13 protein-coding genes are annotated in these 13,759 nt (G+C 42.4%); 8 read left to right on the top strand and 5 right to left on the bottom strand.

The annotated features are described in order from the left end of the window. Positions 1-126 precede the first annotated feature (126 nt). The 5 genes from glgB to RFK25_RS07465 all read right to left on the bottom strand — a co-directional run bounded on the left by glgB (position 127) and on the right by RFK25_RS07465 (position 6,817). A complete protein-coding gene (gene glgB / locus RFK25_RS07485) occupies positions 127-1,965 on the bottom strand; it encodes a 1,4-alpha-glucan branching protein GlgB (protein ID WP_332412705.1) in 1,839 nt (612 codons plus the stop codon). Positions 1,966-2,033: 68 nt separating this feature from the next. Further along, positions 2,034-3,479 (bottom strand): glycogen synthase GlgA, encoded by a 1,446-nt coding sequence (gene glgA, locus RFK25_RS07480; protein WP_332412703.1) that lies wholly within the window; start codon positions 3,477-3,479, stop codon positions 2,034-2,036. Between the two features lie 8 nt (positions 3,480-3,487). After that, complete coding sequence (glgD, locus tag RFK25_RS07475) at positions 3,488-4,603, bottom strand: glucose-1-phosphate adenylyltransferase subunit GlgD (protein ID WP_332412702.1); 1,116 nt, start codon at positions 4,601-4,603, stop codon at positions 3,488-3,490. A 12-nt stretch (positions 4,604-4,615) separates the two neighbouring features. Further along, complete coding sequence (locus tag RFK25_RS07470) at positions 4,616-5,743, bottom strand: glucose-1-phosphate adenylyltransferase (RefSeq protein WP_332412700.1); 1,128 nt, start codon at positions 5,741-5,743, stop codon at positions 4,616-4,618. 162 nt (positions 5,744-5,905) lie between these two features. After that, entirely contained in the window at positions 5,906-6,817 is a 912-nt protein-coding gene (locus tag RFK25_RS07465; protein WP_172029342.1) for a LysR family transcriptional regulator, read from the bottom strand. 208 nt (positions 6,818-7,025) lie between these two features. On the opposite strand from RFK25_RS07465, the gene RFK25_RS07460 reads away from it, so the two are divergent. From RFK25_RS07460 to RFK25_RS07425, 8 genes are all read left to right on the top strand, one after another. Then, the gene (locus RFK25_RS07460) at positions 7,026-7,799 is read left to right on the top strand and encodes a dihydroorotate dehydrogenase electron transfer subunit (RefSeq protein ID WP_332412698.1); all 774 of its coding nucleotides are present in this window, start codon (positions 7,026-7,028) and stop codon (positions 7,797-7,799) included. Between the two features lie 9 nt (positions 7,800-7,808). Continuing rightward, positions 7,809-8,750 (top strand): dihydroorotate dehydrogenase, encoded by a 942-nt coding sequence (locus RFK25_RS07455; RefSeq protein ID WP_332412697.1) that lies wholly within the window; start codon positions 7,809-7,811, stop codon positions 8,748-8,750. Positions 8,751-8,916: 166 nt separating this feature from the next. After that, a complete protein-coding gene (gene pyrF, locus RFK25_RS07450) occupies positions 8,917-9,612 on the top strand; it encodes an orotidine-5'-phosphate decarboxylase (RefSeq protein WP_332412696.1) in 696 nt (231 codons plus the stop codon). Continuing rightward, positions 9,605-9,931 carry an inorganic diphosphatase gene (locus RFK25_RS07445; RefSeq protein WP_332412695.1) on the top strand — a complete coding sequence of 109 codons (327 nt, stop codon included), beginning with the start codon at positions 9,605-9,607 and terminating at the stop codon, positions 9,929-9,931. The genes pyrF and RFK25_RS07445 overlap by 8 nt, the downstream gene beginning before the upstream one ends. Before the next feature lie 136 nt (positions 9,932-10,067). Next, positions 10,068-10,700 carry an orotate phosphoribosyltransferase gene (pyrE, locus tag RFK25_RS07440; protein ID WP_105124899.1) on the top strand — a complete coding sequence of 211 codons (633 nt, stop codon included), beginning with the start codon at positions 10,068-10,070 and terminating at the stop codon, positions 10,698-10,700. Positions 10,701-10,803: 103 nt separating this feature from the next. Continuing rightward, positions 10,804-11,730: a glycosyltransferase family 2 protein gene (locus RFK25_RS07435; RefSeq protein WP_332412692.1), complete on the top strand. Its 927-nt coding sequence runs from the start codon at positions 10,804-10,806 to the stop codon at positions 11,728-11,730. A gap of 9 nt (positions 11,731-11,739) precedes the next feature. Continuing rightward, the gene (locus RFK25_RS07430) at positions 11,740-12,393 is read left to right on the top strand and encodes a uracil-DNA glycosylase (protein WP_332412690.1); all 654 of its coding nucleotides are present in this window, start codon (positions 11,740-11,742) and stop codon (positions 12,391-12,393) included. A 29-nt stretch (positions 12,394-12,422) separates the two neighbouring features. Beyond that, complete coding sequence (locus tag RFK25_RS07425; RefSeq protein ID WP_332412689.1) at positions 12,423-13,691, top strand: dihydroorotase; 1,269 nt, start codon at positions 12,423-12,425, stop codon at positions 13,689-13,691. The last annotated feature ends 68 nt before the right edge of the window (positions 13,692-13,759 follow it).

Raw genomic sequence — 13,759 nt, 5'->3', positions numbered from 1 at the left:
AGATGGGGTGGTTTCAGCATTAAAACAGCCATTTTTCTCTAAAAACAGTAAAAAAGACAAACACCAAAACGATGTTTGTCTGCAATCTGAAGAATGAAGTTTTTGAACTTCATTCTTTACATGTTCTTATTTCACCCGCTCTAAATACAGACTAGTCAATCGTGGAACGGTTATTGTAGCCCCATTTTCATTAGGAAAGAGGCTGAATGTTTCCATTGGAATGGCATTGGATGAAAAGACGAGTTTGTATTCGCTATTATTAGGCAAATCCAAGTGGACATCGAACAATTCTTGGTCGTTAAAATTATGAATGGTCAAGATTTCTTGGTCATCACTCATGCGTGAAAAGGCATATAGACTAGCTTCGCTGTCAATTTTGACCCACTGGAATCCTTTGTCATAGGCCTGGTAATCATACTTCCAAAAAGCATCGTGCTCACGATAGAAAGTAGACAAGGTATTCATCATCTGGTAGAAACTAGAGTGAGTTGGATAAGTTAGTAAATTCCAATCCATTTCGGTGTACTCATGCCATTCACGGATGTGGCCCCATTCATTACCCATAAAGAGCAATTTTTTACCAGGATGGGCAAAATAGAAGCTGTAATAGACACGGGCCAAGTGGAACTTGTCTTCATATTCCCCATTCATTTTATCAATGATAGAGAGTTTTCCATGGACAACCTCGTCATGAGATAAGGGCAAGAGGAATTGCTCATTTTGGTTGTAGTACATACCGAAAGTAATTTCATTTGAATGGTATTTACGATAGACAGACGGACGTTCTACAAACTTGAGCGTGTCATTCATCCAACCCAAATCCCATTTCATATCAAAACCGATACCACCTTCTTCTAGAGGATGGGTTACTTTAGGGAAACTTGACGAATCTTCCGCAATCATCATGACGCCCTTATAGTCGGTGTGAACCATGGCGTTGACACGTTTGATAAAATCTATCGCTCCATGGTTAATCTTGTCATCTTCCGTTTCACCACGCCAGTAGAGAAGGTAGGACAGAGCGTCAACTCGGATCCCATCAAAGTGGAAGTATTCCAACCAATATTTTAGGTTTGAGAGAAGGAACGAACGTGTCAAACCTTTACCCAAATCAAAGTTTGCGGTACCCCACTGGTGATTTTCGCGGTCGTGCTCATTCGGATATTCGTATAACCAACTACCGTCAAACTGATAGAGACCATGGGCATCTTTACAGAAATGTAGTGGGACCCAGTCAAGAATGACACCAATGCCAGCCTGGTGACATTGATCAACCAGATATTTAAGTTCATCTGGCTTACCATAGCGACTAGTTGGGCTGTAATAACCGGTAACCTGATATCCCCAAGAAGCATCTAGAGGATGCTCAGTAATTGGTAACAGTTCGATATGGGTATAGTTATTCTCTTTGACATGCTCAATGAGAAGCGGTGTAATTTCTTTGTAACTATTGAAGGCCTCAAGTGGTGCACCGCCTTCGTTTTTATTAGCAAATTTTTGCTTCCAAGAACCAAGGTGAACTTCGTAGATAGAAACAGGCTGCTCCTTAAAGTCATAGTTGACACGATGATACATCCAGACATCGTCTTTAAACTTATAACGAGAGTTGTAGGTTGTAGACGCAGTGTTTGGACGCACTTGGCTGAAAAATGCATAAGGGTCAGCCTTGTAAATTTCACGTCCATCGTGGGTTATAATGAGGTACTTATAATCTTCAAGTGATTTTAAACCTTCTACATAGAGTTGAAAAACACCATCAATTTCCCATTGCATTGGATGGCTACGTTGCCAGTCGTTAAAGTTTCCAACCAAGAAAACTTCTCTTGCATTTGGAGCATAGACACGGAATTGGGTGCCAAGGATTTTATTGCGCTCCTTTATTAAATGAGCCCCCATTTTCTCGTATAGTGTGGTGTGCTCACCGGAATTCATATAGTATAAATCCAAATCAGTAAATTCTGTCATAGCAATCTCCTTGTTGAAAAGGAGTGGACCTTGGTCGCACTCCCCTTCCGTTTGTTGTCAAATCTCACCTAGCCACTAATTTCACGGTAGAGCCAGATGTATTTCTCAGCAGAAGCAGTCCAGCTGAAATCACGTTCCATAGCTTGTTTCACCATAGAATACCAGTCTTCTGGACGGTCATAGTAGGTCTGAAGTGCCAAATCATAGACTTGTCGCATATTGTAGGCATCACGACCACCAAATGTAAAGCCAGTACCTTCTTTGCTGTCGATATGATAAGGTGTCACCGTATCTACCAAACCACCTGTTTCACGAACCAATGGTAGTGTTCCATAGTGCATAGAAATTAACTGGCTGATACCACATGGTTCAAACATAGATGGCATGAGGAAGAGGTCACTTGCTGCATAAATTTGGTGGGCAAGTGGTTCATTATAGCCACGGTAGAAGGCAAATTTCTCTGGATAGGCATGCTTGAAATGGTTAAACGCGTTTTCAACATCTGCTTCGCCATTGCCCAAGATAACAAATTGAACGTGGGCTTGAAGTAGATGGCTGAGTACCTCAGTCAAGAGGTAGAAGCCTTTCTGCCAGGTCAAACGAGATACGATACCAATCATCAGGACATGTTCGTCCTGTGGAAGTCCAAACTGAGCTTGCAAAGCTAATTTATTAGCTTTTTTATCTGCAATAGTTTGGAGGTCGTAGTTTTTCACAAGATAGTGGTCTGTTTGACTATCCCAACTATCGTAGTCTATACCATTGACAATACCAACCAAATCATGTTTGCGAAGTTCGAGAACGTGCTGCATGTTTTCGCCGAATTCCTCGGTTAAAATTTCACGTGCATAGGTATCTGAAACAGTTGTCACCTTGTCAGCATACAAGATACCCAATTTCATAAATGAAATGCACTCGTCATGGAAACGAGCAATGCCGTCTAGGTAATAGCTGTAATCCATTCCCAGAGCTGACCAGAGGGCTTGCTTATTGAAAATCCCTTGGAATGCTAGGTTATGAATGGTGAAGACATGTTTGATGGCACGGAATTCCTCACGGTAGCTGTAGAAAGTACGGCAGAGGAATGGAAGCGCAGCAGTATGCCAGTCATGTGTATGAATGACATCTGGGAAGTAGTTGAGAGCTTCTAGTAGACGACAAGTAGCATGTTGGAAATAACCAAAGCGCATGGCATCATCGTCGTATCCATACAATTCATCGCGCTCAAAGAAATCACGATGTTCAATAAAGTAGAAGGTTACTCCATCAATCACTTGGGAGTAGACATTGGCCATGGACTGAATATCACCAGCACGAACATCAAAACTAGATACATAATCAAAATCAGCATGGTTATTGATAGCAATTTTCTTATACAGTGGAAGTACCACTCGGACATCCAACCCCTGCTTTACCAATTCTTTAGGTAAGGAACCGATTACATCGGCTAAACCACCAGTCTTGATGAATGGAAGTCCTTCAGATGCTACAAAAAGAACAGATTTTCTTGTCATGAGGTCTCCTAGATAATTTGATGTGCTTTGATGTAGGCAGGATTTGATTCACTACCCTTGATATCTGTAGAATGAACAATCTTTGTCGACTTGTCAATGATGGCATTTTCAATGGTAGTACCGTTCTTGATAGTTACACCATTGAGAATGATTGAGTTCTTGACAACAACACCTTCTTCAATAATCACATCGCGGTCAATCACGGAGTTCTCTACTTGACCATTGATATTAGCACCATTGGCAATCAAACTGCGTTTGACTTCTGCTAAAGGACCATAAAGAGTAGGAGAAGAATCACTTGTTTGCGTATGAATTGGCCAGTCATTCTTGAAAAGTAGTTTACGAGTATCACGGTCAATCAAATCAATCTGAGTTTTGAAATAAGATTCAACATTATTGATACAAGCGACAAAGTCACGGTGTGCATAGCCCATGATTTTGTATTGATCTACTGTATCACGAAGAATATCTTTCAACCAGTAGAGTGATGAAACTTTGTTGGCACGTTTGATCAACTCGATAAAGGTTGTACGTTTCATGATGTAGGCTTCTAATGAAACAGGACGGTTTTTATATTTACCATGGTTTTCTTCAAAGGCCACTACACGCTTGTTATCATCAAATTTTAAGGTTTGGCAACCGATGAAGTTTTCTTTTGCATCGGTAATATTCTTGTAGAGAACCGTAATGTCTGCACCTGTTTTCTCATGTTCTTCCATGACGTTGGTAAAATCTTGGCTGTAGATGAAGTAAGAAGGAGCAATCAAAACATGTTCTTTGGTTGAGTTTTCAATGAAATGAAGGTTATCAGAAAATGCATTGATATCATGTTGGTAAACAGAGTTTGGGTCTGTTACACTGTTGAGTAGGCGAAGAGAACCGCGTTTACTGTTGATGTTGTAGTGTTTACCTGTACCAACGTGCTGGATAGTTGAGCGCATACGAACAGGCATATAAACTTGGAACTCTGTAATACCTGAGTTTGACATATTTGATAGAACGAAGTCAATTAGTCGATAGCGTCCCAAAAAACCAAAGGCTTGTACGCCACGATGTTCCATTACGTCACCAAAGTGTACATTGTTTCCTTCAATATTTACAATTCCTAGAGTGTTTCTTAACATAGCAATCCTTTCTTACTTGGTTACATTCTTATCAATCAAGAGGATATTATCAGCGTCACCAGAGAGCTTCGTTCCATCCGCAATCTTAATGTTTTCAGCAACGATGACATAGTCTAGCTCAACTCCCTCACCGATGATAGCACCAGGAAGAAGGACGGAGTTTTTCACAACAGATTCTTTATGAACCTGAACATCAGTTGAAATGACAGAGTGTTCTACATAGCCGTCAATGATAGCCCCTTTGTCAATGTAGGCTGACTTAACAGTTGCGGTAGCACCGATTACTTGAGCTGGAGAGCCCTTGTCTTCTGAGTAAATTCTCCATGAACGGTCTGAAAGATCCAAGTCACCAGCGTGGTCAATCAAGTCCATGTTTGATTCCCAAAGACTGTTAACGGTACCAACGTCCTTCCAATAGCCACGGAATGGATGGGCGATAAGGGTACGACCGTCTTCCAAGTATTTAGGAATGATGTCATGACCAAAGTCGTGTGAAGATGTTTCAGATTTATCATCCTCTTGGAGATACTTTTTCAAGGTCTTCCAAGTGAAGATATAGATACCCATGGATGCCAAGTTGCTCTTAGGATTTGCAGGTTTTTCTTCGAATTCCTCAATACGATAGTCTTCGTCAGTATTCATGATACCAAAGCGAGAAGCCTCTTTGATTGGCACTTCGATAACAGCGATGGTTGCATCTGCTTTTTTCTGAATGTGGGTGTCAAGGAGCTTGTCATAGTTCATCTTGTAGATGTGGTCACCTGACAAGATCAAGACATATTCAGGATCGTTCAAATCAATAAAGTCAATGTTTTGGGTGATAGCGTCAGCAGTACCTTTGTACAGACCAAAGCCTTCAATCTTCTCACTTGGGGGAAGGACAAAGACACCAGAACCTTGCACATCCAAGCCCCAACGTTGTGATTGAGCAACGTAAGAGTTCAAGAGGACAGGTTCGTACTGGGTTAAAACTCCGACAATATCGATACCTGAGTTGGCACAGTTACTGAGAGGGAAATCGATAATACGATATTTTCCTCCAAATGCGACCGCAGGTTTAGCGACTTTCTTGGTCAAACCTTCTAGACGTGTTCCACGTCCACCAGCAAGAATCATAGCTAACATTTTATTTTGAGCCATCTAACCACTCCTTAATATATATTATAAGCAAATTATAACATAGATATAAAAAAAATGAAAGCGTTTCCCATGCAGAAATTGAAATATTTCAAATTTCTTTTCAAAAGCTTTCATGAATATATTATAACATATTATTTGGAGTTTGTCTATATAAATCTGTATTTACTTCTTGCCAAATTTAACTTCTTCCAGAAGGTGGTTGATAAATTTTTCGCCCATGTCTGATAGCATAGCTTTTTCATGTTGGATATAGACCAATTCGATTTTATCATCAAATTCTAAAGGAATTGAAACAATGTTATCTCCATTGAGATTAGAATTGAGGATACCGGTTGCAATGGTATAGCCATCTAGACCAATCAGTAGATTAAAAAGGGTGGCACGGTCAGAAACGACAATTGATTTCTTGTGGTGCTCTTGTGCCAATATTTCTTCAGCAAAATAGAAAGAGTTGTGGATACCTTGCTCGTAGCTAAGATAAGGGAAATCAGCTAATTCGTCCAAAGTTATCGATTTCTTCTGTGCCAGTGGATTTGTCTTGCTGACGAAAACGTGGGGCTTAGCAGTAAAGAGGTGGGTGTAGGATAGACGATTGTCGTCCAAGAGCTTTAGCAAAACATCTCGGTTGAAATGGTTGAGGAAAAGGACGCCGATTTCTGAGCGAAAATTCTTGACGTCATCGATGATTTCCCAGGTCCGTGTTTCCCTTAGAAAGAGTTCATAATCTTCCAAGTCCGTATCTTTTAAGAGGGATACAAAGGCATTGACTACAAAGGCATAGTGTTGGGAGGATACACTGAAGAGTTGGCGTTTAGCATTTGGATTTTTATAACGATCCTCGAGGAGTTCAGTCTGTTCGACGATCTGGCGGGCGTAGGAAAGAAATTCAATACCATCCTTGGTCAAGGTAATCCCCTTGGAATTGCGGAAGAAGATCTTGATGCTAAGTTCCTTTTCCAAATCGCGGACGGCATTGGAAAGACTGGGCTGGGTGATGAAGAGTTGTTTGGCAGCCTCATTCATACTGCCAGTTTCTGCGATTTTAATAATATAGTATAATTGTTGAATTCTCATATCTCTATTGTATCATGATTTGACAAATAATTCTAAAAAATGTATAATGCTGAAAATATATCCTTTAACTGAGTCCAGAGAGGCGAAGAAGGGAACGTGATAAATAGGGCAGATACTGCCTTCTTTTCGTGTAACCTTGCTAGCCAGCAAGGTTTTTCTCTTATATCGACTTTCTTGTTTTCTGCATTTGCATAGAATAGGAGAAAAGATGATTTTAAAAGAACAGATGATACTGGTTGACCAAGTCCAACTTGCCCCACGTATTTTTGCTATGACCTTGCAGGGTGAGATGGTTCAGGATATGAAGATGGGGCAGTTTATCCATCTTCGTGTTCCTGATGATTCCATGCTTTTGAGAAGACCAATTTCTATTTCTGAGATTGATAAGGGCAACTCTCAATGTAGGATTATTTATCGAGTGGAAGGTCAGGGGACGGAAGTCTTTTCTAAGATGACTGTCGGACAACATTTAGATGTCATGGGACCGCTTGGGAAAGGGTTTGAAGTGGACTTTCTTAAAGCAGGTGACCATATTCTCATTATTGGAGGGGGCATCGGTGTTCCTCCCTTGGTCGAGGTAGCAAAACAGGCTGCGCTCCGTGGTGTCAATGTCACGTCAGTCATTGGCTTCGCCACAAAAGAGGCAGTCATTTTAGAAGAAGAATTAGCTCAATTCGGTCAGGTCTATGTCACAACGGATAACGGTTCCTACGGACAAAAAGGAACGGTTGCAAGTGTGGTTGAACAGTTAACAGACGGCTATGCAGCCATTTATTCCTGTGGAGCACCTGCTATGATGAACTATGTTGATCAACGCTTTCAAGATCATCCTCATGCCTACATCTCCCTTGAGGCGCGCATGGCTTGCGGAATGGGAGCTTGCTATGCCTGTGTTGTCAAACCAAAGCAGGGACAAGAACATGAGAATAAGCGTGTCTGCAAAGAAGGTCCTGTCTTTGCAACCGGCAGTCTGATGTTATAGGAGGTTGAGATGAAGAAACGATTAGCGATATCCTTGCCAGGCTTGGACTTGAAAAATCCAATCATTCCAGCATCTGGTTGCTTCGGTTTTGGTCAGGAGTATGCGGACTATTATGACCTCAACCAGCTTGGCTCCATTATGATTAAGGCTACTACTCGGTATCCTCGTTATGGCAATGCGACTCCCCGTGTAGCTGAAACGCCGGCAGGTATGCTCAATGCCATTGGACTTCAAAATCCGGGTGTTGAGGCGGTCTTATCCGAAAAACTACCCTGGTTAGAGCAACATTTCCCAGACTTGCCAATTATTGCCAATGTGGCAGGTTTTTCCAATGAAGAATATGCCTATGTGTCAGGGAAAATTTCACAAGCTCCAAATGTAAAAGCCATCGAACTAAATATTTCCTGTCCAAATGTGGACCATGGCAACAATGGATTGCTGATTGGTCAGGTGCCTGAATTGGCTTACCAAGCTGTAAAAGCAGCTGTAGAAGCTTCATCTGTACCTGTTTACGTTAAGCTGACACCGAGTGTGGCAGACATCACCCTCTTGGCCAAGGCTGCAGAGGATGCTGGAGCGACTGGCTTGACCATGATAAACACCTTGGTTGGTATGCGATTTAATCTCAAAACACGCCAGCCAATCATTGCAAATGGGACAGGTGGTATGTCGGGTCCAGCGGTCTTTCCAGTTGCCCTTAAACTCATTCGTCAGGTGGCACAAATGACCAAGCTTCCGATCATTGGCATGGGGGGTGTGGATTCGGCTGACAAGGCTTTAGAGATGATGATTGCAGGAGCTTCAGCCATTGGGGTTGGCACTGCCAACTTTACAGACCCATTTGCCTGTCCAACCATTATCAAGGATTTACCCGAACGCATGGATGTTTATGGGATTGACACCCTAGAAAAATTACGCCAAGAAGTAAGAGAAAGCTTGAGTAAGCGTTGACAAAGATAAAATAAAATAGTATTATTAGAGTAACATCGTCCTTTAACCAAGTCCAGAGAGGCTAAAAAGGTAGCATAATATAGCTTGAAAGTTGATTTTCAGGCTGATTTCGTCTACCTCCCTGTCCAATCTGGCAGGGTTTTTGTGTCGATTTGGAAAGGAATTTATGAAAGAGAAACGTCCAATTATCGCCTTGGATTTTGCAGGAAGAAAAGAGGTGGAAGCTTTGCTAAACGAGTTTCCAACTCAGGAAAAGCTTTATGTGAAAGTGGGAATGGAACTCTACTATGCGGAAGGTCCAAGCATTATTTCTTATCTAAAAGACTGCGGACACAGTATTTTCCTAGATTTAAAATTGCACGACATTCCAAATACCGTCGAGTCTGCTATGAGGGTGTTGGCAAAGTTGGGTGTGGATATGACCAATGTCCATGCAGCTGGCGGAGTGGAAATGATGCGGGCAGCACGAAGGGGATTGGGGGCGGATGCTGTCTTAATCGCAGTCACTCAGCTGACCTCTACTTCCGAAGAGCAAATGCGAAGCGACCAAAATATCCAGACCAGTTTGCAGGATGCGGTTGTTCACTATGCTCAAAAGGCGGCACAAGCTGGTCTTGACGGAGTCGTTTGTTCTGCCCATGAAGTGGCGTTGATTAAAGGTGCTACGAGTTCTGAATTTGTCTGCTTGACACCAGGGATTCGGCCAGCTGGTGGCGATGTAGGTGATCAAAAACGAGTGATGACACCAACTGAGGTGGCACGCATCGGTAGTGACTATATCGTGGTTGGTCGTCCTATTACAAGAGTTGACCATCCTTACCAGGCCTATTTGGCTATTAAGGAAGAGTGGAATCGTGAATAAGGTTTATCAGGTTCTAATTGATAGACCTATAGGGTATATTGATAAATTTGGCAACCTGTACCCCATCAATTACGGCTATGTTCCAAATCAATTGGCTGGAGATGGTGAAGAGCAAGATGCTTATATCATTTCCAAAGCTGTTCGGCAGCCCTTGACATCCTTCGAGGGGAAATTGGTCGCGATTATCCATCGAAGAGATGATGTTGAGGATAAATGGGTTCTGACAGGTCTTGATGAAAAACTTACCGTGACAGAAATAAAAGAGAAAATCAATTTCATTGAACAGTATTTTGATTCATGGATTGAAATGGTGGACTAGGAGAAGTCTGTAAGAATTCAACAGGGATAAATATAGTTTTTGTAGGGTTCATAGATTGAACCAATACTTTAGGAGTGACTGGCTATTCGGCGGGATGGTCATGTTGGAATAGTACGCATTTAGAAGGAGGTCTATTATGACATTAGCAACAGAAATCGCTTCACACTTATTGGATATTAAGGCAGTTCATCTGCGTCCAGAAAAGCCATTTACATGGGCATCAGGTATCAAATCTCCGATTTATACAGACAACCGCATTACCCTTTCTTATCCTGAAACACGGAACTTGATTGAAGATGGCTTTGTTCAGCGTATCGAAGAAGAATTTCCAGAAGTCGAAGTTATTGCAGGGACTGCGACAGCAGGTATCCCACACGGGGCTATCATTGCAGACCGTATGAATTTGCCCTTTGCCTATATTCGTAGCAAACCAAAAGAACATGGGGTTGGCAATCAGTTAGAAGGTCGCATTGTCAAGGGACAAAAAATGGTGGTCATCGAAGATTTGATTTCAACAGGTGGTTCTGTACTGGATGCCGTAGCAGCGGCTGAGCGTGAAGGAGCAGATGTTATCGGTGTGGTGGCCATTTTCACTTACGAGTTACCAAAAGCAGAGCGTAATTTTGATAATGCTGGCGTCAAATTGGTAACGCTCAGCAATTACTCTGAACTCATCAAGGTCGCAAAAGTACAGGGCTATATCAACGCTGATGGCTTGACCTTGCTCAAGAAATTCCGCCAAAACCCAGCGACTTGGTTAGAAGATTAAGTAGTCATGTTCAACGCACGATTTCTGGGAACTTATCTTCTAAAATGGTATAATGGTTTCTAAGTATGTTTGACATACAAATTGACCGTATGAGGAGAAATACATGATTTCAGTTATCGTGCCTTGTTTTAATGAAGAAGAGGCAATTCCCTATTTTTACGAGGCTATGGAAAAGGTTCGTAAGGAAATGGGGGAAAAATTTGAATATATTTTTGTTAATGATGGTTCCAAGGATGGCACTTTAAAAGCCTTGCGTCAGTTGTCTGGTCAAGACCAAGCTGTTCGCTACCTATCATTTTCAAGAAATTTTGGAAAGGAAGCTGCCCTCTACGCAGGCTTGCAGGCCGCTACAGGCGACTTAGTGACCGTTATGGATGTTGATTTACAGGATCCGCCTGAGATGTTGATAGAGATGAAGGCCATGCTTGAAGCTAATGCAGACTTGGACTGTGTGGGAACCCGTCGTGTCAGTCGAGATGGCGAGCCACCAATTCGTAGCTTTTTTGCAAAATTATTTTATAAATTGATGAATAAGATTAGCCAGGTCGAGGTAGTAGATGGTGCGCGTGATTTTCGTCTTATGCGTCGCCACATGGTGGATGCCATTTTGTCAGTTTCTGAATACAATCGCTTTTCAAAGGGAATTTTTGCCTGGGTAGGTTTTGAAACTGAGTATCTTCCATACAAGAATGTTGAGCGCGTGGCTGGTCAAACAAGTTGGTCATTCTGGAAATTACTTTCCTACTCGATTGAAGGGATTATCAATTTTTCAGATACACCGCTTAATATTGCTTCCTATACAGGATTTTTCACCTTCTTGTTGTCCTTGGTCATGATGGTGATTGTAGTGGTTAAAACCTTGGTGTTCGGAGATCCTACAATTGGCTGGCCGTCGACTATTTGTATCATCCTATTTTTAGGTGGTTTGCAATTGATGACTATCGGTATTCTTGGTAAATATTTGGCAAAAGTTTTCTTGGAAACCAAGAAACGCCCAGTGTATATTGTCAAAGAAAAAAGTTCTAACTAGGAGTTGTGTATGGAACATTCAGTCTGGCATGAATTGATTAAGGAACAGTTGCCCGAACATTATTTCGGCAAAATCAATCAGTTTTTGGACCAAGTTTATGCAAGTGGGACAGTTTACCCGCCTCGTGAGAAGGTATTTACGGCTATTCAGACGACGGAATTGGAAAAGGTCAAGGTGGTTATTTTGGGACAGGATCCTTATCACGGACCTGGTCAAGCTCAGGGCTTGTCCTTCTCTGTGCCAAACTCGGTACCAGCTCCGCCATCGCTCCAAAATATTCTAAAGGAATTGTCGGATGATATCGGGGTGAAGCAGGACCATGATTTGACAGCATGGGCGGAAGAGGGGGTTCTTTTGCTCAATGCTTGTTTGACTGTTCCAGCTGGCCAGGCCAATGGGCATGCAGGGCAAATCTGGGAGCCTTTTACAGATGCTGTTATTAAGGTTGTCAATAGCTTAGACCAGCCTGTTGTCTATATTCTTTGGGGAGCTTATGCTCGCAAGAAAAAGACCTTAATTACTAATCCCAACCATCTGGTTATCGAATCTGCTCATCCAAGTCCTCTTTCAGCCTACCGAGGATTTTTCGGAAGTAAGCCCTTCTCACAGGCAAATGCCTATTTAGGTTCAAAGGGAAGTTCAGAAATTGACTGGCTACGTTAGATGAAGTTGGCTACAAAAGGAGATTGTAAATGTTACTAATAAAAAATGGTCGTGTCGTAGATCCTCTCTCTGGTCTAGATAAAGTATGCGATATCTTGATTGATGGCAAGAAAATCGTCAAGATTGCTGATGTGATTTCTGACAATGTTGAGCAAGTCATTGATGCGACAGACCTGGTGGTTGCGCCGGGTTTAGTCGATGTACATGTGCATTTCCGTGAGCCAGGTCAGACCCACAAGGAAGATATCCATACCGGAGCATTGGCAGCGGCGGCTGGAGGCTTTACCTCTGTGGTCATGATGGCCAACACCAATCCGACGATTTCGACTGTCGAAACTCTTAAAGAAGTATTAGAGTCTGCCAAAAAAGAAGCCATCCACATTTATAGCGTGGCAACCATCACCAATCAATTCGATGGGCAAAACCTGACTGATTTTCCTGCTTTGCTAGAGGCGGGAGCGGTGGCCTTTTCGGACGACGGTATTCCTTTGACAAATGCTGGCGTGGTGAGAAAGGCTATGAAATTAGCCAAAGCTCACGACTGCCTCATCAGTCTGCATGAAGAAGACCCTGACCTGAATGGTGTCTTGGGACTGAACGAGCAAGTAGCTGAAAAACATTTTCATGTTTGTGGTGCGACTGGTGTGGCTGAATATAGCATGGTTGCGCGTGATGTCATGATTGCCTATGAAACGGGGGCGCGTGTCCATATCCAGCACTTGTCTAAAGCCGAGTCAGTCAAGGTTGTAGAATTTGCTCAAGGTCTTGGAGCCAAGGTAACAGCAGAAGTAGCACCACAACATTTTTCACGGACTGAGGACTTACTTTTGACCAAAGGTGCCAATGCAAAGATGAACCCGCCCCTACGTTTAGAAAGCGATCGGTTGGCAGTGATAGAAGGTTTGAAATCAGGCGTCATTACCGTCATTGCAACAGACCATGCTCCTCATCATGCTGATGAGAAAAATGTAGAGGACGTCACTCAAGCACCGTCAGGAATGACAGGTTTAGAAACATCGCTTTCACTCGGTCTAACTCACTTGGTAGAAGATGGGCACCTAAGTCTCATGCAATTACTTGAGAAAATGACCATTAACTCTGCCAAGCTCTATGGTCTTGATGCTGGTTATCTTGCAGAAAATGGACCTGCCGACTTGGTCATTTTTGACCCAAACGCAGACCGTTTGGTCACAGCAGATTTTGCTTCCAAATCAGCTAATTCTCCATTTGTTGGTGATCGATTGAAGGGCAAGGTTCGTTTTACAATATCGGATGGCAAGATTGTTTTTGAGAAATAAGAAGTAAGCGGATTGGGTAACTAATTCGCTTTTTCTGAACGAAAGTTATGTGTAAGCGATTTTAATGT

The sequence above is a fragment of the Streptococcus sp. SS-4456 genome (assembly GCF_036680365.1).
Taxonomy (GTDB): Bacteria; Bacillota; Bacilli; order Lactobacillales; family Streptococcaceae; genus Streptococcus.
The sequence above is the reverse complement of the archived record's forward strand: the minus strand, read 5'-3'. Positions and strand labels throughout refer to the sequence as shown.

Excerpts from the sequence above, each read along its gene's own strand:
- glgB (WP_332412705.1), bottom strand. The coding sequence starts at position 1,965 with ATGACAGAATTTACTGATTTGGATTTATACTATATGAATTCCGGTGAG.
- glgA (WP_332412703.1), bottom strand. The coding sequence starts at position 3,479 with ATGACAAGAAAATCTGTTCTTTTTGTAGCATCTGAAGGACTTCCATTC.
- glgD (WP_332412702.1), bottom strand. The coding sequence starts at position 4,603 with ATGTTAAGAAACACTCTAGGAATTGTAAATATTGAAGGAAACAATGTA.
- RFK25_RS07470 (WP_332412700.1), bottom strand. The coding sequence starts at position 5,743 with ATGGCTCAAAATAAAATGTTAGCTATGATTCTTGCTGGTGGACGTGGA.
- RFK25_RS07465 (WP_172029342.1), bottom strand. The coding sequence starts at position 6,817 with ATGAGAATTCAACAATTATACTATATTATTAAAATCGCAGAAACTGGC.
- RFK25_RS07460 (WP_332412698.1), top strand. The coding sequence starts at position 7,026 with ATGATTTTAAAAGAACAGATGATACTGGTTGACCAAGTCCAACTTGCC.
- RFK25_RS07455 (WP_332412697.1), top strand. The coding sequence starts at position 7,809 with ATGAAGAAACGATTAGCGATATCCTTGCCAGGCTTGGACTTGAAAAAT.
- pyrF (WP_332412696.1), top strand. The coding sequence starts at position 8,917 with ATGAAAGAGAAACGTCCAATTATCGCCTTGGATTTTGCAGGAAGAAAA.
- pyrE (WP_105124899.1), top strand. The coding sequence starts at position 10,068 with ATGACATTAGCAACAGAAATCGCTTCACACTTATTGGATATTAAGGCA.
- RFK25_RS07435 (WP_332412692.1), top strand. The coding sequence starts at position 10,804 with ATGATTTCAGTTATCGTGCCTTGTTTTAATGAAGAAGAGGCAATTCCC.
- RFK25_RS07430 (WP_332412690.1), top strand. The coding sequence starts at position 11,740 with ATGGAACATTCAGTCTGGCATGAATTGATTAAGGAACAGTTGCCCGAA.
- RFK25_RS07425 (WP_332412689.1), top strand. The coding sequence starts at position 12,423 with ATGTTACTAATAAAAAATGGTCGTGTCGTAGATCCTCTCTCTGGTCTA.